Raw genomic sequence first — 19,218 nt, 5'->3', positions numbered from 1 at the left:
TCACGGGACCGGCGGCCAGTCCGGCGCGACGCCGACTACGTCGGCGGTCCACGTCCAGAGACGCTCTGCCTCGCGCTCGTCAGTCGACTTCGCCTGTCGAGGCCGAGCGTTCGCGAAGTAGCCGCCGTGCTCGATGTCGTCGTCGGTCGTCGCCAGAGAGATCGATGTCTCGGCGGCCTCACGCTCTGAGTCGACCGGGCCGAAGGGGACGAGACTGCCGACGACGCCAAAGAGCTTCCAGCCAAGCCGCGAGAGACCGGCCGAGTCACGCGCCAGTCGGCTGGACGGGACGACACCGGGATGACAGCACGTGACGGTGACACCCGTCCCCTCGGCACGGCGGGCCAGTGTTCGCGTGAACGCGACGTTGGCGAGCTTCGAGTCGGCGTAGGCCTGCTGGCCGGTCGGACCGTCCGGGCCGACGAATCGATCAGTGTTGAGATCACCACGCCGGTGGAGGTCCGAGGCGACGGTGACGACTCGCCCGTCGACCGCGGCGAGCAGGGGCCACAGGTCGTGGGTGAGCAGGTAATGCGCGCAGTGATTGACTGCCATCGTCTTTTCGACGCCGGCACGCGTCCCCTCGGCTCGCTCGCCGGTCGCGTCGACGGGGACACGCTCGCCCGGCCACGTCCCGGCGTTGTTGACCAGCGCGTCGAGGTGGTCGGTCTCTGCGGCGACTCGCTCGGCAAGGTCCCTGACAGCGTCGAAATCGGCGAGATCGCCCTGCAGGAAGGTCGCCGTTCCGTCGGTCTCGGCGCGAATCCTCTCACAGACCGCTCTCCCCCGACCGGCGTCGCGGCCGTGGACGATGACCGTCCAGCCCTCGCGGGCCAGCCCCAGTACCGTCTCGCGTCCGATCCCGCTCGTCCCGCCGGTGACCAGTGCCACGTCGCTGTCGGTCATGGTGGGTGACTCGGCCGGCCCGTACAAGAGTCCGTGGCTCGTCCCGGGGCAGGAGTCGCCTCAGTGGTCCTCGATCGAGTGCTTGACCGTCAGGACGGTCACATGCCCCTCCTGTGTGATCCGGATGCGATAGCCAGCGTACGAGAAACTGATCTCCATCTGCGCTTCGGGTGCCGGGGGGTTCTCGAAGAGCATCTCGACGAAGTGTCCGACCTGTTCGTAGAACGACGGTAACGCCTCGATTTCCTCGTCTTGGAGGCCGGCAACGATCTCCAGTACCTCGTATTCGGCTGTTCCCGGGTCCGGGGAGATACGTCGGTTGATGATCTCGTCGTTCGCCTCCGGCGCAGCGCCATCTGACTCGGTCTGCTCCTCGACCATATCGGGGCTAACGGGAAGGACGATCATTGGTGTAGTTGCCAGTCTGTTGAACAGTAGTGGCGACACGGAGTGTTACAGTGACTCGTCGTCCGCCGTATGGAACTCGTCGGGGTTCGACCCGCGGTCGTCGTAGTACTTCCGGCCGATGTAGGCGTCGGGCAGTCGCGAGATGATGGTCTCGAACAGTTCCTCGGGCGTCTCGAAGCTGTCGTCCTCGACGTTGTCGACGATGGTCGTGATCGTCTCCGAGGCGTCGCTGTCGGGTGCGACGAGTGTCGCGTGTCCGATCTGCTCGCGGACCGATGACAGTGTCACCGGATAGGTCAGTTGCTCGTCGAGATACGGCCGGAGTTCGATGTGTTCGAGCAGGGTGTCTGTCGACATGGGAAGTGACGGGTGAAACCGTATCATCGCGTTTCCGGCGGAGCAATTGGTTATATACTGCTTTTTCCCGCCCGGCCAGCGATCAGGCCAGCTTACTGTTCGCCGTCGAGTTCCTCGACACCCCACGCAGCGCGCGTCGAGTCCATCGTCGCGTCGTCTCGCTGCCCGGACGAAAGCACGCACACCGAGCGCGAGCGGGCCTGTCACGACGCCGACCAACAGAATAACCAGACGGTACTGAGCGACCCGGCTTCTCCGAAGCGGGCGCATCTGTTACGGCGTCACGGGCAGACCGAAAACAGGGATCCGATGCTCGCCGTCTCGTGGTCGGTCCCGCTGGTCACGGCCCCATCGCTCGCGTGTCGCTAGCGCTCCCGTTCGCCGTTCCGAGGTCGTTCCCGTCGGTCACGGCCCCATCGCTCGCGTGTCGCTAGCGCTCCCGCTCGCCGTTCCGAGGACCGTTGCTCGCTTCGCTCGCAACGCCCCTCGGGCTACTCGTGCCCGTACACAGCCACCGGATGGTACGGCTCTTCGAGATACGCCATGTCCGAGGCGGAGAGGTCGATCTCAAGTGCCTCGACGGCCTCTTCGAGGTGTTCGATACTCGACGTTCCGAGGATCGGTGCGTCGGTGTACTCGTTCTCGAAGTGCCACGCCATGGCGATCTGGGCCATCGTGACGCCTTTGTCGGCGGCCAGTTCCTGCACGCGTTCGTTGATCTCCTCGCTGCCGGGCCCCTCGTGGTAGGGCACGCCCGCGTTGTCCTTCTCGTGCTCGCCGCGGGTCGTCTCGCTGAACTCCTCGTGGGGGCGAGTCAGGTAGCCCGCACCGAGGGGACTCCACGGGATGATGCCGACGTTCTCGCGGTCACAGATCGGATACATCTCGCGTTCCTCCTCGCGGTAGGTGAGGTGGTAGAGGTCCTGCATCGTCTCGAAACGCGCCAGTCCCTCGCGGTCGCTGACGTGGAGCGCACGCTGGAACTGGTGGGCGTACATCGAGGAGGCACCGATGTGTCGGACCTGCCCGCGCCGGACAGCATCGTCGAGTGCCCGCAGCGTGGTCTCGATGGGCGTGTCGTAGTCCCAGCGGTGGATCTGGTAGAGATCGACCGTCTCCATGTCCAGCCGATCCAGCGAGGCCGACAGTTCCTGCTCGATAGTCTTGCGGGAGAGACCCTGCTTGTTCGGGTCGTCGCCCATCTCACCGTACACCTTCGTCGCGACGACCTGCTCGTCGCGGTCGTACTCCGCCAGCACGTCGCCCAGAATCGCCTCGCTCTCGCCCGTCGAGTAGACGTTTGCGGTGTCGAAGAAGTTGATTCCCAGATCGATCGCCCGCTCGATCAACGCCTCGGATTCGTCGCGGTCGAGCATCCAGTCGTGGCTGCTGCCAAAGCTCATGCAGCCAAGACAGATCTTCGAGACCTCGATGCCGGTCGAGCCGAGTGTCGTGTACTCCATACGGACACGTGGAGGAGTGAGGACCTAAAGTAGCCACCGGCAATGTTCTGACAGGCTCGCTGTGAAAATTGTGCCCACCCGTCAAATAGCGGGGGACAGAAGACGGTACAGTGAACTACCGCCCGGATTAACGGTCGCCATGGACGTTGCACACGTCGCGCTGTGGGTTTCGGATATGGACAGAGCGGTCGACTTCTACACCGGACTGGGGCTGGAACGACAGTGGTCCTTTTCTCTCGATGGCGTCGAGAACGTCTACGTCGGCGGCGAGCACGGTGAACTCCAGTTACGCCACGATCCCGACCGGACGACACCGATCGCACCGAACCGCGCCGACGTTGACCACGTCGCGCTGACCGTCGACGACACGGACACGATGGTCGAGCGCGCGACCGAACGTGGGGCGACCGTCGTCACCGGCCCGACCGTCATCGAACCGGCCGACGCCTACGTCGCCTTCGTGGAGGACCCCGAGGGCTACGTGCTGGAGTTCGTCGAAGCGCTGGAGGAGTGACCGTTCGTCCAGTATGCGCCCCGACTCGGTGGGGTATTAGTCTCCGGAACCCTATCTTAGAGATACGATGGCAGAATCGACGACAGTCCGCCGGGCGAGTGACCCGCTGGATCTGACTCTCTCCGAGACGGAACTCGACGCGTACCGCGAGCACATCACCGACTTCATCAGCGAACAGGTCGCGGCCGCCGGCGTCGACAGCGCCGTGATCGGTCTCTCCGGTGGCATCGACAGCACGCTCACCTCGCATCTCGCCGTCGAAGCGCTGGGCGAGGACAACGTCTACGGGCTGGTGATGCCAAGCGAGGTCAACCGCGAGGCGAACATGAGCGACGCCGAGCGCGTCGCCAGCGAACTGCTCGGCATCGAGTACGACACGGTCGAGATCGAACCGATCGTCGAGGCGTTCCTCTCGGGCTTCCCCGCCGCCGAAGGCGATCAGCTCGCCGTCGGTAATCTCCGCGTGCGCTGTCGAGCCGTGCTGAACTACCTCGCGGCGAACCACCGCGGCGCACTCGTCCTCGGGACTGGTAACAAGAGCGAGGCGCTGGTGGGCTACTTCACCAAGTACGGCGACGGTGCTGTCGACTGTCACCCCATCGCGAATCTCTACAAAGGACAGGTCCGACAGCTCGCGAAACACGTCGGCGTCCCCGACGATCTCGCGGACAAAACTGCCAGCGCCGAGATGTGGGTCGGCCAGACCGACGAGGAGGAGATGGGGCTGGACTATCCGACGCTGGATTCGATCCTCGCACTCCACGTCGAGGGCGGTGTCTCGAAGTCCGCGACGGCAGCCGAGATCGGCGTCGACCAGAGTGCCGTCGAGCACGTCAGAGCCCTGTACGAAGGGAGCAAGCACAAGCGGGCCGCCCCGCCGGGACCGGACCCGCTGTACTGACCGCGAGGCGTTAGTTCGTCGGCCTGACGACGATCCGGACGTGATCGCCGTTCGCTCCGCTGTTGGCTTGGACCCCGTCGAGAACGTACGTCTCGGGGTCGACCGGCTCGCCGTTGACGGTGACTGTGACGTTGGCGTTCTCGCCGTCAGTGTACGTCGTCCCGTCGAACGTGACGCTGTCCTCGGTGACACCGATCCCAACCGTCGCCATGGCGTATTCGAGCGTGACGCCAGTCGCGTGGGCGTGCCAAGTGCGGCCGTCACCGCCCTCGAAGTGGAACTTGTTCGCAGCCAGTTGGTACTGGGACTGACTGAAGTCGATCCGCTGGCCGTCGATCGTGACGTTGATCGTTCCGTGGGTGTGAGCCGAACGAAGTTGTCCCGGCGTCTGTTCGACATCGAACCCGCTGATCGTCGCGGGGCCGTCTCCACCGCCGCCACCGCCACCCATGAACACGACGACGTAGACGACGATCGCCAGCGAGAAGCCGATGACGCCGACGAGGATCGCCGGCCCGAGCGGGATCGAACTGCCGCTGTCGCTCCCGCCGGTGTGTTCTTCGACACGACGCCGATCGATCGACCCCAGCTCCCCCTCGTGGGCCGTATCGAGATGATCGAGGTAGGCGTCCTCGTCGTCGAACGAGGCATCGCAGTAGTCACAGTCAACCATTATTGATTGCAGGGTGCTCGATGAATTCAATCTTTGCGCTTCGGTGCACGCGCTGCGACCAGTTCGGCGAAGGTCTCGCGCTCGCGTTCTTGCTGGCGGTCGTGTGCCGCCCGCTCGGCCAGCAGGCCCTTGATCGCCCGCACTGCGTCGGTGTCGTTCCCCGCAATCTCGTGGGCGACGGCCAGCGGATCGTCGACGACTCTGGAGACCAGTCCGATCCGTGCAGCCTCGTCGGCGTCGAGGACACGCCCCGACAGCGACAGGTCCATCGCCACGGTCGTGCCGACGGCGTCGACGAGCCTGCCGGTCCCGCCCCACGCACCGAAGAGACCGAGCGTCACGCCCGACTCGGCGAACGTCGACTGCGGGGTACACACGCGCACGTCACAGGCCAGCGCCAGCTCGACGCCACCACCGCGGGCCGCGCCATCGATCGCTGCCACCGTCGCGCCGTCGTAGGTCGCGAGGGCGTCCGCGACCGCCTGTCCCTGTCGGGCGAACTCGCGCGCCGTCTCGCTGTCGAGGGCATCGACGGTGTCCAGATCGGCCCCGGCACAGAACGCCGACCCGGCTCCATCGAGACAGAGCACCGGGGCGCTGGCGCTCTCGATCACACCGATCAGTTCGTCGAGTGCTCCGCTGGAGAGGGCGTTGCGCCGCTCGGGACGATCGAGCGTCACGACCCACACATCGCCCGTCTGGCGCGTCCGAATCGCGTCCATAGCCCACCGGACGTTTCCAAAGGTCTTTGCCCTTCCCGTCGCTAGGCGAAGGTAATGGAGGAAGCCGCTGCGGTCCAACGAGCCGCACTGGCGGCAGTCGACGACGTCGATCCCGCTCGTCTGCACGACCGTATCGAGGCCCGACTCGACACCGCCTCGATGACCCCCGGCGTCTGCACGCTCACAAGCGCTAGCGCCGCCGGCTGCGAGAACGACCGCGACGGCATCACCGACCGCGCCGCCGGTGTCCAGTTGATCTACGAAGGACTCCGACTCACACGGACGCTCGCCCACGACAACCCCTGGGTCGACGGCGACCGCGACGCCGCCGATCTGGACATCCTCATCGCCGACATTCTGGTCTCCCGAGGGTTCTACCTGCTCGCACGAACGGAAGCCGCCGACGCCGCCGTCGAGGTCGTCCGGGCCTTTGGCACCGACCAGACCGTCCGCCGAGAGACCGACGACCCCACCCTCGACCGGAACCTCGAAGCCGACGTGCTCGAACTCGCCGTCGTCGCCGGCATCACCGCCGCCGGCGCACACCCGACCCCGCGCCTGCGCGAGTACGCGACCGACCTCGTCGACGACTCGCTACCACCCGCTGAGACCTTCGACGACGACGAGGTCATCGAGACGCTCGTCTCGCTGGCCGCGACCGACGCGACGGCCACCGACGGCGTCCGCACCTCTGCCGATCACTGAGACGGATTCCCGTACCGGGGTTGAATCGAAACGCCTAAAGACAACTCCCGACTACCAGTGAATGCGTGCCTGGGTAGCTTAGCGGTAAAGCGCGTCCTTGGTAAGGACGAGACCCCGGATTCAAATTCCGGCCTAGGCTTTCTGCGACGAACGGACGTGAGGAGCGAAAGCTGTACCCGGAATTTGAATCGAAAGAAGACGCGCGCAGCGAACGCGAGCACGTCTTCGCGTTGTTCACATTCCGGCCGAGGCTTCTTCTCACGCCGCAACGACTGAGGAGCAACAGAGACGATATCACGACAGATCAATTCTCGGGCAGTGGTGACTGCCAGTGTTGCATCTCCTGTGAAGCGAATCCTTATAAGTCATACCGGGCCATTTTGCAGCATACATGGGAAAGGCGCTTCCGTTCCGGTGGTACGGCGGCAAATACAGTCACCTCGACTTTATTCTCGCTCAACTCCCGAAAACTGACCAATACATCGAGCCATTCGGTGGGAGTGCTGCTGTCCTCATCAACAGAGAACCCAGCCCTGTCGAGACGTACAACGACATCGACGGTGACGTAGTGACGTTCTTTAAAGTGCTACGCGAGAATCGGGACGAACTGCTCGAACAGATCGCACTCACGCCGTTTTCCCGTGAAGAACTGGCCCACGCAGTCGAACAGCAACACAACGACGACCTCAGCGAGATCGAACAAGCACGTCTGTTCTTCGTCCGAGCAGGGCAGACGAGAAGTGGTCTCGCCCAAGAGGCGACACCAGGACGGTGGGCGTACTGTAAGAGCACGTCACGTCGAGAGATGTCCGGTGCTGTCTCTCGGTGGCACGGCCGCCTCGAACAGCTCTACGACGTGGCAGATCGACTCCGCCGTGTCCAAATCGAGAACAAGGACGCGATCGAAGTCATCGACCGTCACGACGACGAAGATGCGTTGTTCTACTGTGATCCGCCGTACGTCCACGCTGCGCGTGGAGATACGAACTCGTACGGGCACGAGATGACAGACGATGAGCATCGAGAGCTCGCCGAAACCCTGCGAAACTGTGAAGGGAAAGTCGCAGTCTCGGGCTATCAGTGTGATCTGTACGAAGAGGTCTTCGAAGACCATGGATGGAACCGAGTCGACGACGAAGAGAAGACGATGCACACGACGAAAGACACTCGGGTCGAAAGTCTGTGGCTCAACTACGAACCGCCGAACCGAGAGGTCTCCCCCGGCATCGATAAAGATGCAGACCAAGCGACGCTATTCGAAGCGACCGACGAATAACACCCCAACAGTATAGCAATATTGCTATACGTGTGCTATTTGATTTATATGGCATTTGTATCACCTATCGTTGGTTACGATTGGTGTCTAATTTGGCAGAGAGTGTCGACAACTCAGCAGCCAAGAGGATTATAGAAGCAGAGTGGAATCAGGTGCGAAGTGACGACAGCGGAGAGGTGAATTATCTCAATAACAGATCTATTGCCAGTACGATCAGTGAAGTGCTGAACGCCTCACAGCTCACGTATAAATACATCCTCGTTACGAACGTGATCGCAAAAGCAGTCAACCCAGCGATCCACTACAGAGCGATGCAGGCGCAGTGGGATGATCCTGGTGCATACAACGCCCGTTCACTCGGTCATCAGGTCGTCGTGGAATGGGAAAAAGAACACGGGGAACGTCTCGGCGGCTCGAACGAACCGTTTTTGAACAAACCCGCTCGGTATCCCGCGTTTTCGATGGAGAATTCGTATCGGTCAGAGCAAGCGCACAAACGACTCTACGACCTTCTCGAACGTTTAGAAGAGAAGACGAACAGCGGCGAGATTGATCCAGAAGACGTGTTACGACAGACACTCTACGAGATTGCCCAACTCGAACCCCAAACGGTCGATTTTCGACCACCGAAGTCCGATGTTCCGTACAACAGCCTACAACAGAGGGTCAGCGAATTCATGGAGGTATCTGGTGGCGGTGAACGATTAGCGTCCGTAACAGCCGCCGTAATGAAGACATATTACACCAATAGAGATGGGACATTCAACATCGAAGCCGAACACGCAAATGTTCCCGACGAGTTCAGTAATGCTGCGGGCGACGTAGAAGTATGCTGTGACGAAGAACTGATTCGGGCGATAGAGGTGAAAGATAAGCCGACAGAACGGAGTGATCTACAACACGCCATTACGAAAGCCCGCGAAAACAGGCTCGCGGAGTATCTGTATGTGGTCGGCCAAGGCTTCAAAAACGAGGCGGAAAGGCAGGCCGCGATCGACGAGATCGACGAAACCAACGTCGAGATCATTCTCGTCTATCCAGACGATCTCCTGAGTATCCTGAAGTTCAGTGAAACAGCCGGCCGGAAACAATTCGTCACGGCTGTCGGGGAGTTCCTCAACGAGATGCGAGCAGCCGAGGAGAACAAAACAGCGTGGAAGAAGGCTGTGGAGTCGCTCGACTATAGTAACAATTGAAGCGATTTACACACCCATCGCAGTGCAATCGTGCACTTGGGTGTGTATTGACGTTCAATGGCTACTATAGCTAGCTTTCTTGCTATATATGCTATCTATGCTTTGTAAAGTAAAAATGAGTGACGGGGGAACAGAGTAAGCAGTGTCGCTAATCGGGGCAACGAAGATGGAGATACTGCGACGGCTCGACGATGCACCAAGCCACGGGTATCAGTTGCACAAAGATGTGGGTGTCTCAGCTCCTGTCGTGTACCGCCACCTGAACGACTTGGAGGAGGCTGGAATGGTAGAGTCGTTGGTGATGGAGAACGATAGTCGAAACAAGACCGAGTACCGGATAACGGATGACGGCCAACAGCTACTCGGATTACTTTCGAATGAGTGATACCTGAGTCTTCCAGAGGCACCTATTGACGGTATCACTCACAGCAGTCATGTGAAACACCACCAAATCCAGAGGAACCGTCATCCTACCGCGCAGGCTGTTCGAGAACGGTCTCTACGTCCAGATGCAGCGTCCCCTTGATGTAGCCTTCAGTGCGATCGTCGGGACGCATGCGAAAGACGACGGCGGGTTCGTGGCCCACGTCGGGGCGTTCGCCGAGGATGCGCGCCCAGTCGTCGTCGGGGAACGAGGTGCAGTCGACGAACAGGGCGGCGTTGCCGTGGATGGCAATCTGGTCGCGGGTCTTGGCGTCGCCGCTGGCTTTGAGCGCCCGGATCGGCGAGTCGATCTTTCTGCGGCGGGGGGGCTGGGCGCTCGTCGAAGAAGCACGCGACCGCGACGACCTCCGCGTCGTCGACGAACCGACACCCATCGAGTTCGACGACGGCGACTTTTCGACCTCGCTGTCGCACTGATCGTCCCGCCGTCCGTTTTTCAGTCGTTGGTCTGCAGGTCCTCAATTCGTGTACCGTCGAGCGACCGCACCAGCGACCCATCGCCGTCGAACACGTCGACGCCGTCGTCCGTCCACTCGACGGTCGGCGGCGAGGCCCACGCCTCGGGCACCGCCGTCGCACCGGGGACACCGAGCACGGCTGTGGCGAAGCGATGGGTCCCCGGTTCGAACGACCGGGACAGCACCGGCACGGCAGTGCGAGGGTGCTGGAGATTGGTGTTGGGCGACGGGCGGACCACGTCACCGTCCGTCGTGTCACCAGCCCCAGACGTGGAGAGCGCCTGCACGCCGCTGAAGTCACGGAATCGCACTGCTGCGCTGTGATCGTCAGTCACCTCGGTCACGTCTTCCGCGTGGCGCTCCTCGGTCGTCGGGAGTGCGAACCCACCCTCGGCACTCTCGATCCGTCGCTCCGTGTCGAGACGGTGGGCACGGACGTGCCACGGACCGGCGGGGACGACCCACGAGGCGATGGTCACGTCGTCGAGCGGCCGCCACTTCGAGGCGGCGACGCTGTCGTCCACGGTCGACCGGAGGTCGGCCGAGCGACCGCGGTAGTGCTCGCCGTCGGCGCTGACCACGAGCGTGCTGTCGACGCCGCAGGCTTCGAGACCCGCCATCCCGTCGTCGACGCCGAATCCGAAGTGAGTGGAGTAGGCGAACTTGTCGTACTTGTGGGGGTAGTTCGGGGCGTCGGTGCCGCCGGTGAGGGCGACGACGTGGTCCGCCTCCCGCCGGACGACGAGGTTCGCGTGGTCGAGCGTGCGCTGGCGGTCGAGGGCCGGCAGCGGACGCTCCTCGGCCGTCCAGAAGGGGTGGTCAGCATCGACGATCAATGGAAGGAACGCGCGAAAGGCCCAGTAAGGCGACGAGGCCGAATTGTACGGCTCGGTCATCTTCAGTGACGGATAGCGATAGCCAACCGTCAGCGTCCCGTCGGCGGCGAAGATCGGCTGGTCGAACCACCAGCGGAGGTTTCGCAGCCACAGCCCTCTCACCTCGCCCCACGGTAGATCGGCGTCGCGACCGGCGAGCGCGAGCGCACCCCAGAACGCCGCCTGTGCGAACCGGTAGGTCTGGCTGCGACCGTAGGGGATCGCCCGGCCACGCTCCTCGAAGAAGTAGCGATAGTCGTCGGCGAACTCGACCGCGCGCCGCCGGAAGCGCGCCGCCCGTTCCGGGTCGTCGTCAGTCAGCCACGCGTACAGTAACCCCTCGACGTGCATCGTCCACCCACAGTAGTAGTCGGCCGGCGCGTCCGGGCCGTCGGCGTACCAGCCGTCACCGAGCGCGAACTCGTCGAGTCGGTCGAGGTCCGTCTCGACCTGTTCCCGGTCGTACTCGGTACCCACGGACGCCAGTCCGGTGTTGGCGAGGACACGGAAGAAGCGCCAGTTGTTGTCCGGGATCCACTCGCCGTTGGCCGCCGTGAGCCACTGCTGAACGTTCGCCCGCTCGCCGTCGTCGAGTGGCTCCCAGAGGTGCTCGGGGACCAGTCCGAGCGCCATCCCGAGACAGGAACTCTCGACGACCTTCTGGTGGCCGTCCTCGATGGTGCCCCAGTACTCGGCGTGGTCGGGGTCGGTGCCGTTGATGAGGCCCGCGCGGTAGCGATCCCACCCGTCGAACGATCCGCCGCCAGCGTCGAGTGCGGCGAGTCCCCACAGCGACCGGGCGTACCCCTCGATGCCGGCCTCGTGGTTCGGGAACCACGCGCTGGTCTCGCCGGGCCGGATCAGTGCGCCCCCGGAACTCTGGTGGGCTTCGAGCGGGGCGACCAGTTGCCTGACCGCGCGCTGTACGTCCGAACGGCTCTGGAGCGGGTTCTGCGCCACTGGATTTGACATACGCCCACTTGCTCGGAGACCGTCTTGTAGCTTGGGACCCGCGAACGCAGAACCGATCTGGGGCCGAGACCTATCACTTCGCCAGACGGGAAACTCAAGGATTTATACGTGGTGATATCAAACTGAGGTCCCATGGGTCAGTCGAGCAGTGGCACCAGCCCATCGCTCGACTCGACACTGCGATAGCCCGCTCGCACAGCGGAGACTGATCGAACACATGAGCTACAACGCAGGCATCATCGGAACAGGCGGTATCGCCGGCATGGGTATCCTCGGGATGCACGACGAGGACGCCATCGGGAAACAGAAGATCGACGCCAGCCACGCTGGCGGCTACGCGGACACCGACGAGATCGAACTCGTCGCGGTCGCCGACGTCGACACCGAGAAACTCGATACGTTCGGTGAGGCGTGGGACATCCCCGAGTGGAATCGCTACGAGGGCCACGAAGAGATGCTCGAAACAGAAGACCTCGATGTCGTCTCGATCTGTACGCCCTCCTTTCTTCACCACGAGCACACCATCGACGCCGCACGCTCGGCGGCCGACCCGGACGTGATCTGGTGTGAGAAGCCCATCGCCTCCGAGGTCGCCGCGGCCCGGGAGATGGTCTCGGTGTGTGACGAGACCGACACCGAACTGGTGATCAACCACTCGTTTCGATTCACCGAGAAGCTCCAGCGCCTCCGGGACCTGATCCAGAACGAGAACATCCTCGGCGAGGTGAAGTCGGTCAGCACCCAGTACCGGATGGAACTGATGCGCAATTCGACGCACGTCCTGGACACGCTCGTCTACCTGCTCGATGCCGAACCCGAGCAGGTCAACGGCTACATCACGGGCGAGAACGAGGCCGTCGACTCGCTGGCGGTCGACGAGACCGTCGACGACGCCGGCGGCGGTGGCTACGTCGTCATGGACGACGGCACGTTCGTCACGGTCGACTGTACGATCCCGCGAGACGTGTCCTCGATGACGCTGAACTTCATCGGGACCGAGGGGAAACTGTACCTCAACAACGACGACGGGGAGTGGCGCTACTGGAGCCTCGAAGACGGCGAACACGTCGAGCGGGACCTCCGCGGGATCGACGGCGTCTGGACCTGGGACGAGGACTACAAGAACTCCTTCGCCAACGCCGCGAGACACGTACAGGACCTGCTCAACGGCGAGTGCGAGAACTACTCGCCCGGCACGGAAGCGACGAGTTCGCTGGAGATGATCGTCGGCTTCTATCTCTCACACTACACTGGCGGCGTGGTCGACGTGCCTCTCGAACGACCGCTTCGCGAGATCACGATCACCTCCTGGTGAGCCTGCGAACGGACGCGACAACCGAGCGACGACAGCCCGTTTTTCACTGACGACGGAATACCAGCGCCACCGCGCTGTGCGGTGAGTGGCGAGCGGAGGAAACGGCAGACGAACGAGTGACGGTGCGTCGACTTACAGCCACGGCGCGCCGTCGCGCTCGACGTACCGCTCGGTGCGCTCGATGGCGTCGATCCGCTCGATGTCCTCGGCGTCGAGTTCGAGATCGAGCGCGGCGAGGTTGTCGCGGATGTGAGCCTCGCTCGATGCCTTCGGAATCGCGTGGACGTTCTCTTTCGAACGGAGCCACGCGAGGCTGACCTGTGACTCGCTGACGCCGTGTTTGTCGGCGATCGCCTCGATTTCGGGAATCTCGAAGACGTTGCCCCGTGCCAGCGGCGAGTAGGCGACGAGGTTGTAGTCGTGGGCCTGTGCGTGGGCGAGCAGTTCGTCCTGCTGGAGCAGGGGGTGCATCTCGACTTGATGGGCGAACAGCGGGGATTCGAGGTGCTCGCGAGCCTCGTCGAGCAACTCGACGGAGAAGTTACTCAGGCCGACGTGATCGATCAGGCCCCGCTCGCGGAGTTCGTCGAACGCCGGCATCGTCTCGGCGGCGTCGTAGTTGCCCACCGGCCAGTGGACGTACAGCAGGTCGAGCGAGTCCAGTCCGAGGCGGTCGAGGCTGACTTCGAGTCCCTCGATGACCTCGTCGTGAGCGAGTCCGAACTTCTCGGCGTGGACCTTGGTCGCGACGAAGACGTCCTCGCGGGCTACGTCGGCCTCGGCGATCCCCTCGCCGACGAGTTCCTCGTTGCCGTAGTACTGTGCCGTGTCGATGTGGCGGTACCCGACTTCGAGCGCGGTGCGAACGCTTTCACGACAGGCGTCTGGATCGGTGTTCTGCCACGTGCCGAGTCCGATTGCTGGTAACTGTGACATACGAGAAGGCTTCCGGGCCACCCATATATTTGTTTGGAAGTTCGCGACACCCGCCAGCGACGCCGGATTCGGGCGTTCGTCCGTTACAGACATCGGTCCATCATTGGTGGATCAGATTTATTATGGCATGGTCGAAATGGGAGGGTATGCCACAGAAGCGGTCCAACGAGATTCAGTCAGTCCAGACAGCCTTCGAACTCCTCGAAGAACTAAAAGAGTGTAACGAGGCGACGCTGACGGATCTCACCGAGTCGTTCAGTCTCTCGAAGAGCAGCATCCACAACTATCTGAGCACCCTCGAACAGGCGGGCTACGTCGTCAAAGAGGACAACAGCTACCGACTCAGCCTCAAACACCTCGCACTGGGCGGGAAGGCTCGCCACCGAGAACAGATCTACGAGATCGCCAAAGAGGAGGTGACGAATCTGGCCGACGAGACCGGCGAACTGGCGAACCTCCTCGTTGAGGAGAACGGACGGGGTATCTATATTCATCGCGCGCACGGGGACGACGCAGTCAAGACCGACTCCTACATCGGCCAGCGGGTCAATCTGCACAGCACCGGACTCGGCAACGCCATCCTCGCGTACCTCCCCGAAGAGCGTGTCGACGAGATCATCGAACAACACGGCCTGCCCGAGATGACCGAGAACACGATCACCGACCGCGAGGAACTGTTCGAACGGCTCGAACAGGTCCGGGAGGACGGGGTCGCGTTCGACGACGAAGCACGCGTCAAGGGACTCCGATGTGTCGCCGTCCCGATCGTGAACAACGACAACGTCGTCGAGGGGGCGATCAGCGTCTCCGGGCCGACGAGTCGACTGCAGGGCGAGCGGTTCCGGTCCGAACTGCCGGCCAAACTCAAGAGCGTCGCGAACGTGATCGAACTGAACATCACCTACACGTGATCGGATGGCCGTCGGGAGCGCACGAACCGGTGATCGGGACGCGACTGTGCCGACGAGCGACAGGACAGTCGTGCCGACGAGACTTCGTCCAGCATTGCAGAACAATACTCCAGTACTAGTAGAAATGCACTTTGAAGGCCAGAGCGGCGAGAATCACGGCGTTCTCTCGTCCAGTGAGGTGGTGCTGATCGTCAACAGTAAATCTTGTTCCAGTAACGCACCGATAGAATCCTATATGAGACCTCATCTGTCCAGTACTACAGAATATTATTCAATATCAGCCAATACGATTCAGTCGTGGATTCGGGCGCCGACCCGTATCAGGTATCAATCACGGGATACAAAACGATCACTCCGGAGAAACGATGCACCAGTAGTCGTCGTCGATCCGTCTCGAAGCCGCCAGCCATTACAGCATTAATGCTGTAAAGGTAGGTCGCTGGAAACAGCACGTCGGCCGAGAACGTCACCGATGAGTAGCAGTGAGCAAAATCGAATTTCGATCCGCCTTTGCACACCTCGATTCAGCATTACTGGATACAGAAGATTCGATACGACAATGGTGACCGACCATCGTCCGATACTCCACGTGACGAGAATCGTTGTTCGATATCGAATCACCGGACAACAGCACCGAATCCCGTCTGGACGTTCGAGGGCGGTGGAGACGGTCCACTTCTGGACTACGCTGTCAAGGTCAGAGGCAATAATGATCTATATGAAACCATAATTGCTAATTCTTACTCTAATAGCTGCATTTGTACTCAAGCTGCAGCTAAAAGGCCCCACAGACACTAAAATAGGGACAGAAGATCGATTCTATTCAGAGATATTAGACTAGTAAAGGCAGATTTAGGCTGTCGAACCGTGGCGTGGCGTCTATGGACAGAGCAGGGCCGTTTCACTGGTCTCGATCGTCGTCGATGCTGATTCGGTCGCCAGGATCGACCTCGTCGGCCGTGCCGGCGGGAAGCTCGATCATCGTGTCCGCACGTGCGATCCCCGAGCCGGTCCACGGGGAGAGCGTTGCGGCCTTGGTGACCGTGCCGTCGTCGACCCAGACCACGTCGATGGGCATGGCGACGAACAGCATGTGAGCGTCCATCTTCGACCGATTGCTCGTCACCAGCGAGAGCGGAAACCCGGGTGCGTCCTTCTCGAACACGAGCGCGTAGTCCTCGGGAATCGAGCGCCGAAACATCAGCCCTCGCATCTGTTTGAGCGCCGTATCGGCCAGTTCGACGTTCGTCGCCAGGGTTCGGCGGTCGCCGTCTCGCTCGTGGACGATGCGCATACCAGACCCCTGCGTGGCGTCGGTCAAAAGCGTTCCTCGACTGCGGGCGCCGGTCCCGCAAACGTTCACGATAGACAACAAATTTACCCCGGTCTCGGTCGTAGTCGCCGTATGGTCGTCACACGAACCAGTCACCGCCGACGCATCGAGAGCGAGGGACGCTGATGGGACTCGTAGACCGCCTCTGGTTTACGATCCGTGCGTGGATCAACGGCATCCTGAACCGCGCGTCTGATCCCGTCGCCGAACTGGATTACTCCTACGAACAGTTGCGGGACGAACTGCAGGACATCAATCGCGGGATCGCCGATCTGACGACCCAGAAGAAGCGACTCGAACTGCACCGGGAACGGCTGCGGTCGACGGTCGAGAAGTACGACGGACAGATCAAAGAAGCGATCAAACAGGATCGAGAGGACCTCGCGCGACGGGCGCTGGAGAAAAAACACGCGACCGCGGATCAGCTGACCGACCTCGACGAACAGATCGAGCGCCTGCAGGCCACACAGGACCAGCTCGTCGAGCGGCAAGTCACGCTCCGCGGTCGCATCGAAGGGTTCAGAACTCACAAAGAGACCCTGAAGGCGCGCCACGAAGCCGCGCGCGCATCTGCACGCGTCGCCGAGGCGTTCACCGGCGTCAGCGGCGAATTCGCGGACGTATCTCGTGCGGTCGAACGTGCCGCCGAGCGGACCGAACAGATGGAAGCCCGGGCCGCCGCACTGGAGGAACTCGAAGAGAGCGGCGCTCTCGACGACGTCCTCGCCGAGGGCGACGAGATCGACCGTGAGCTTCGGCGGCGCTCGACTGAACGCCGCGTCGAGCAGGAACTCGAAGAACTGAAGACACAGTTCGGTCGTGCGGACGAACAGTCCGTCGAAGCAGACTCCGAGCAGCCAGCAGCGTGATTGCCGGCTGCCAGTCCGTGACCGATTTCGCCACTCGGGTTTCGAACCCGTTCGTGAAATGAGAGCCGACAGTACACGGACGGCGTCGACTTGACTCGCCTCGGCCGGCGATCCCGTGGAACAGATTCACGGTCGTCGCCCGCTGACTGGGTGTATGGAGAAGGCACCGGGCGGAACGAGCGTCGGCGTGGACGATCCGTACGCGCACGTCGACCGCTGTGACTTCGTGACCGACGAGGGCAAGTGCCGGTGGGCGGTCGAACACGGTCACCACGATCCCGAGTTTGCCGACGCCCGCAGCGCCGAGGAGTTCCAGTGCCCTGTGGTCGCCGACGCCGACGGCCACGACCCGAGCGCCTCGACTGGAGACGAACCGGCCGGTCCGTGGGACTGGGCCGACTGCCCGCATTTTCGCTGCCGAGAACACGACCGGGCCTGTGCGCGCTGTGGTCTCGAAGAACGGCGGATGGCCCACTCAGACGAGCGGCCACTGCTGGAGGAGCACCATCTCTCCTACCGCGTGGCGAGCGACGAAGACCTGTGCCACGAGATCACGCTCTATCTCTGTCGGTGGTGTCACGCCAAGGTCCACCAGTCGTGGGCGCGCATCGACGACGAAGTACGCCCCGACCCCGAAGCGATCGCCGAACGCGAGGGTCGTCGCACCCGTGAACAGTCCGAACTGGGCTTCGAATCGGCCGCCGACCGGTACGACGACGAGTGATCACCCGACCGAGTATCAGCACTGATACTCCGAAGACACGGTTAAGTCGTCGCTGAGCGAGGTCACGGCACAGACAGCGATGGAGGTCACCAAGCAGACGCTGGGACAGTCGTACGTCGTCGCAGCAGGCGTCACCTTGACGCTCGCGCTGCTCGGCCACGCCGTCGTCGTGTTCGAAGCCGGCTGGCTGGCCGGCATCCTGCTCGTGGGTGGGCTGGTCCCCTCGCTGACACTCGCGTGCGCACACTACTGGCTCCCGGCCAGTGGCATCGAGGGCGATCAGGTGTGGCGCGTCGCGAAGTGGAGTGGATTCGGGATCGGACTGCTGACGCTGTGTAACGTCGCTATTCTCGCGTACGGGCTTCCGCTGAGCAATCTCGTCCCAGTGTTGCTGGCGACGAGCATCGCGATCGGCGGCGTCGGCGGCGTCCTCGTCGGCACGGTGCTCGAACTCCATCACACGAACCACCGACTGCAACAGAGCAACCACGTACTCAACCGCGTGTTACGCCACAATCTTCGGAACGACCTGACGGTCATCCTCGGCCATCTCGGTGAACTCGAAGCGAACGTCTCGGGGCAGCAAGCAGACCGAGTGACACAACTGCAGGGAAAAGTCGACGAGATCGTGTCGACCACCGAGAAGGCACGCCAGATCGACGTCGCACTGGCCGCAGAACACCACAGCCAGCGCCCGCTCGACGTGGTGCCGTACGTTCGGGAACGAGTCGACGCCGTCGAGGCGGCCTATCCCGACGCGACGATCGAGACGGAGCTTCCCGACTCGGCGTGGGTGTACGGCGACTGGCTGGTCGGGACCGTCCTCGACAACGTCGTCGAGAACGTGATCGTGCACGCCGAGAACGACCCCTATCTCCGGGTCGGTATCGGGCGGAACGGCGACAGCGTTCGGGTGCACGTCGTGGACGACTGCCCCGAAATTCCCGACCACGAACGGTCGGTGTTCGAACGGGGCACGGAGACGACACTGAACCACTCGACCGGGGTCGGTCTCTGGCTGGTCCAGTCGATCATGGAGAGCTACGGCGGTGACATCGAACTCGACGCCAGCGACGTGGGCGGTAATCGGGTCGCACTCGTGTTCCCAGCAGCCCCGAACGGCGAGAGTGAAGGCCTCACAGAGCGACTCCGTCGAATCGATCGCTGAGTCGGTCGCGTGCGCGGACACCGCGACGGCACGCTCGAAGCGATCCCGGCCACGAGGACCGGGGCCGTGATCAAGAGATATATACGGAGCGA

The 19,218-nt window shown here is 62.5% G+C and carries 21 protein-coding genes and 1 tRNA gene; 12 read left to right on the top strand and 10 right to left on the bottom strand.

Going from position 1 to position 19,218, the window contains the following annotated elements:
- From AC5FRW_RS00195 to AC5FRW_RS00180, 4 genes are all read right to left on the bottom strand, one after another.
- The gene (locus tag AC5FRW_RS00195) at positions 1 to 906 is read right to left on the bottom strand and encodes an SDR family NAD(P)-dependent oxidoreductase (RefSeq protein WP_493566395.1); all 906 of its coding nucleotides are present in this window, start codon (positions 904 to 906) and stop codon (positions 1 to 3) included.
- Between the two features lie 60 nt (positions 907 to 966).
- Positions 967 to 1,287 carry a HalOD1 output domain-containing protein gene (locus AC5FRW_RS00190; protein ID WP_493566394.1) on the bottom strand — a complete coding sequence of 107 codons (321 nt, stop codon included), beginning with the start codon at positions 1,285 to 1,287 and terminating at the stop codon, positions 967 to 969.
- A gap of 72 nt (positions 1,288 to 1,359) precedes the next feature.
- Entirely contained in the window at positions 1,360 to 1,671 is a 312-nt protein-coding gene (locus AC5FRW_RS00185; protein ID WP_493566393.1) for a DUF5789 family protein, read from the bottom strand.
- A 491-nt stretch (positions 1,672 to 2,162) separates the two neighbouring features.
- The gene (locus tag AC5FRW_RS00180) at positions 2,163 to 3,134 is read right to left on the bottom strand and encodes an aldo/keto reductase (RefSeq protein ID WP_493566392.1); all 972 of its coding nucleotides are present in this window, start codon (positions 3,132 to 3,134) and stop codon (positions 2,163 to 2,165) included.
- 139 nt (positions 3,135 to 3,273) lie between these two features.
- Between AC5FRW_RS00180 and AC5FRW_RS00175 the strand changes: the two genes are divergently transcribed.
- Positions 3,274 to 3,648 (top strand): VOC family protein, encoded by a 375-nt coding sequence (locus AC5FRW_RS00175; protein WP_493566391.1) that lies wholly within the window; start codon positions 3,274 to 3,276, stop codon positions 3,646 to 3,648.
- Between the two features lie 67 nt (positions 3,649 to 3,715).
- A complete protein-coding gene (locus AC5FRW_RS00170; protein WP_493566390.1) occupies positions 3,716 to 4,549 on the top strand; it encodes an NAD+ synthase in 834 nt (277 codons plus the stop codon).
- Between the two features lie 10 nt (positions 4,550 to 4,559).
- Here AC5FRW_RS00170 and AC5FRW_RS00165 read toward each other — a convergent pair whose 3' ends face one another.
- Both AC5FRW_RS00165 and AC5FRW_RS00160 read right to left on the bottom strand, forming a co-directional pair.
- Complete coding sequence (locus tag AC5FRW_RS00165) at positions 4,560 to 5,222, bottom strand: hypothetical protein (RefSeq protein ID WP_493566389.1); 663 nt, start codon at positions 5,220 to 5,222, stop codon at positions 4,560 to 4,562.
- Positions 5,223 to 5,248: 26 nt separating this feature from the next.
- Entirely contained in the window at positions 5,249 to 5,944 is a 696-nt protein-coding gene (locus AC5FRW_RS00160; protein WP_493566388.1) for an enoyl-CoA hydratase/isomerase family protein, read from the bottom strand.
- Between the two features lie 54 nt (positions 5,945 to 5,998).
- Between AC5FRW_RS00160 and AC5FRW_RS00155 the strand changes: the two genes are divergently transcribed.
- The 5 genes from AC5FRW_RS00155 to AC5FRW_RS00135 all read left to right on the top strand — a co-directional run bounded on the left by AC5FRW_RS00155 (position 5,999) and on the right by AC5FRW_RS00135 (position 9,506).
- Positions 5,999 to 6,649 carry a DUF7114 family protein gene (locus AC5FRW_RS00155; RefSeq protein ID WP_493566387.1) on the top strand — a complete coding sequence of 217 codons (651 nt, stop codon included), beginning with the start codon at positions 5,999 to 6,001 and terminating at the stop codon, positions 6,647 to 6,649.
- A gap of 67 nt (positions 6,650 to 6,716) precedes the next feature.
- A tRNA-Thr gene (locus AC5FRW_RS00150) sits at positions 6,717 to 6,788 on the top strand.
- Between the two features lie 252 nt (positions 6,789 to 7,040).
- Complete coding sequence (locus AC5FRW_RS00145) at positions 7,041 to 7,925, top strand: DNA adenine methylase (RefSeq protein ID WP_493566386.1); 885 nt, start codon at positions 7,041 to 7,043, stop codon at positions 7,923 to 7,925.
- A 92-nt stretch (positions 7,926 to 8,017) separates the two neighbouring features.
- On the top strand, positions 8,018 to 9,121 hold the full coding sequence (locus tag AC5FRW_RS00140; RefSeq protein WP_493566385.1) for a restriction endonuclease, SacI family: 1,104 nt from the start codon (positions 8,018 to 8,020) through the stop codon (positions 9,119 to 9,121).
- Between the two features lie 166 nt (positions 9,122 to 9,287).
- Positions 9,288 to 9,506 carry a PadR family transcriptional regulator gene (locus tag AC5FRW_RS00135; protein ID WP_493566384.1) on the top strand — a complete coding sequence of 73 codons (219 nt, stop codon included), beginning with the start codon at positions 9,288 to 9,290 and terminating at the stop codon, positions 9,504 to 9,506.
- Positions 9,507 to 9,591: 85 nt separating this feature from the next.
- Here AC5FRW_RS00135 and AC5FRW_RS00130 read toward each other — a convergent pair whose 3' ends face one another.
- Both AC5FRW_RS00130 and AC5FRW_RS00125 read right to left on the bottom strand, forming a co-directional pair.
- On the bottom strand, positions 9,592 to 9,843 hold the full coding sequence (locus tag AC5FRW_RS00130; protein ID WP_493566939.1) for a DUF5784 family protein: 252 nt from the start codon (positions 9,841 to 9,843) through the stop codon (positions 9,592 to 9,594).
- A gap of 158 nt (positions 9,844 to 10,001) precedes the next feature.
- Positions 10,002 to 11,870 (bottom strand): DUF2264 domain-containing protein, encoded by a 1,869-nt coding sequence (locus AC5FRW_RS00125; RefSeq protein WP_493566383.1) that lies wholly within the window; start codon positions 11,868 to 11,870, stop codon positions 10,002 to 10,004.
- 217 nt (positions 11,871 to 12,087) lie between these two features.
- Between AC5FRW_RS00125 and AC5FRW_RS00120 the strand changes: the two genes are divergently transcribed.
- Positions 12,088 to 13,185 carry a Gfo/Idh/MocA family protein gene (locus AC5FRW_RS00120; RefSeq protein ID WP_493566382.1) on the top strand — a complete coding sequence of 366 codons (1,098 nt, stop codon included), beginning with the start codon at positions 12,088 to 12,090 and terminating at the stop codon, positions 13,183 to 13,185.
- Between the two features lie 132 nt (positions 13,186 to 13,317).
- Here the strand turns inward: AC5FRW_RS00120 and AC5FRW_RS00115 are convergent, their stop codons facing one another.
- Positions 13,318 to 14,121: an aldo/keto reductase gene (locus AC5FRW_RS00115; protein WP_493566381.1), complete on the bottom strand. Its 804-nt coding sequence runs from the start codon at positions 14,119 to 14,121 to the stop codon at positions 13,318 to 13,320.
- A 146-nt stretch (positions 14,122 to 14,267) separates the two neighbouring features.
- Here AC5FRW_RS00115 and AC5FRW_RS00110 point away from each other — a divergent pair, with 146 nt between their 5' ends.
- Positions 14,268 to 15,032 carry an IclR family transcriptional regulator gene (locus AC5FRW_RS00110; protein ID WP_493566380.1) on the top strand — a complete coding sequence of 255 codons (765 nt, stop codon included), beginning with the start codon at positions 14,268 to 14,270 and terminating at the stop codon, positions 15,030 to 15,032.
- 901 nt (positions 15,033 to 15,933) lie between these two features.
- Here AC5FRW_RS00110 and AC5FRW_RS00105 read toward each other — a convergent pair.
- A complete protein-coding gene (locus AC5FRW_RS00105; RefSeq protein ID WP_493566379.1) occupies positions 15,934 to 16,326 on the bottom strand; it encodes a DUF192 domain-containing protein in 393 nt (130 codons plus the stop codon).
- Positions 16,327 to 16,490: 164 nt separating this feature from the next.
- Between AC5FRW_RS00105 and AC5FRW_RS00100 the strand changes: the two genes are divergently transcribed.
- The 3 genes from AC5FRW_RS00100 (at position 16,491) to AC5FRW_RS00090 (ending at position 19,126) form a co-directional block, all read left to right on the top strand.
- A complete protein-coding gene (locus AC5FRW_RS00100; RefSeq protein WP_493566378.1) occupies positions 16,491 to 17,234 on the top strand; it encodes a PspA/IM30 family protein in 744 nt (247 codons plus the stop codon).
- A 154-nt stretch (positions 17,235 to 17,388) separates the two neighbouring features.
- Positions 17,389 to 17,958, top strand: coding sequence for a DUF7097 family protein (locus tag AC5FRW_RS00095; protein ID WP_493566377.1), 570 nt, complete (start codon positions 17,389 to 17,391; stop codon positions 17,956 to 17,958).
- A gap of 79 nt (positions 17,959 to 18,037) precedes the next feature.
- Positions 18,038 to 19,126, top strand: coding sequence for a sensor histidine kinase (locus AC5FRW_RS00090; protein WP_493566376.1), 1,089 nt, complete (start codon positions 18,038 to 18,040; stop codon positions 19,124 to 19,126).
- Positions 19,127 to 19,218 lie beyond the last annotated feature (92 nt).

The sequence above is a fragment of the Halomicrobium sp. HArcht3-1 genome (assembly GCF_058933345.1).
This window is presented reverse-complemented; position numbering and strand designations above follow the sequence as displayed.

Coding starts and splice junctions, on each gene's coding strand:
- AC5FRW_RS00195 (WP_493566395.1), bottom strand. CDS start 906: ATGACCGACAGCGACGTGGCACTGGTCACCGGCGGGACGAGCGGGATC.
- AC5FRW_RS00190 (WP_493566394.1), bottom strand. CDS start 1,287: ATGGTCGAGGAGCAGACCGAGTCAGATGGCGCTGCGCCGGAGGCGAAC.
- AC5FRW_RS00185 (WP_493566393.1), bottom strand. CDS start 1,671: ATGTCGACAGACACCCTGCTCGAACACATCGAACTCCGGCCGTATCTC.
- AC5FRW_RS00180 (WP_493566392.1), bottom strand. CDS start 3,134: ATGGAGTACACGACACTCGGCTCGACCGGCATCGAGGTCTCGAAGATC.
- AC5FRW_RS00175 (WP_493566391.1), top strand. CDS start 3,274: ATGGACGTTGCACACGTCGCGCTGTGGGTTTCGGATATGGACAGAGCG.
- AC5FRW_RS00170 (WP_493566390.1), top strand. CDS start 3,716: ATGGCAGAATCGACGACAGTCCGCCGGGCGAGTGACCCGCTGGATCTG.
- AC5FRW_RS00165 (WP_493566389.1), bottom strand. CDS start 5,222: ATGGTTGACTGTGACTACTGCGATGCCTCGTTCGACGACGAGGACGCC.
- AC5FRW_RS00160 (WP_493566388.1), bottom strand. CDS start 5,944: ATGGACGCGATTCGGACGCGCCAGACGGGCGATGTGTGGGTCGTGACG.
- AC5FRW_RS00155 (WP_493566387.1), top strand. CDS start 5,999: ATGGAGGAAGCCGCTGCGGTCCAACGAGCCGCACTGGCGGCAGTCGAC.
- AC5FRW_RS00145 (WP_493566386.1), top strand. CDS start 7,041: ATGGGAAAGGCGCTTCCGTTCCGGTGGTACGGCGGCAAATACAGTCAC.
- AC5FRW_RS00135 (WP_493566384.1), top strand. CDS start 9,288: ATGGAGATACTGCGACGGCTCGACGATGCACCAAGCCACGGGTATCAG.
- AC5FRW_RS00125 (WP_493566383.1), bottom strand. CDS start 11,870: ATGTCAAATCCAGTGGCGCAGAACCCGCTCCAGAGCCGTTCGGACGTA.
- AC5FRW_RS00120 (WP_493566382.1), top strand. CDS start 12,088: ATGAGCTACAACGCAGGCATCATCGGAACAGGCGGTATCGCCGGCATG.
- AC5FRW_RS00115 (WP_493566381.1), bottom strand. CDS start 14,121: ATGTCACAGTTACCAGCAATCGGACTCGGCACGTGGCAGAACACCGAT.
- AC5FRW_RS00110 (WP_493566380.1), top strand. CDS start 14,268: ATGCCACAGAAGCGGTCCAACGAGATTCAGTCAGTCCAGACAGCCTTC.
- AC5FRW_RS00105 (WP_493566379.1), bottom strand. CDS start 16,326: ATGCGCATCGTCCACGAGCGAGACGGCGACCGCCGAACCCTGGCGACG.
- AC5FRW_RS00100 (WP_493566378.1), top strand. CDS start 16,491: ATGGGACTCGTAGACCGCCTCTGGTTTACGATCCGTGCGTGGATCAAC.
- AC5FRW_RS00095 (WP_493566377.1), top strand. CDS start 17,389: ATGGAGAAGGCACCGGGCGGAACGAGCGTCGGCGTGGACGATCCGTAC.
- AC5FRW_RS00090 (WP_493566376.1), top strand. CDS start 18,038: ATGGAGGTCACCAAGCAGACGCTGGGACAGTCGTACGTCGTCGCAGCA.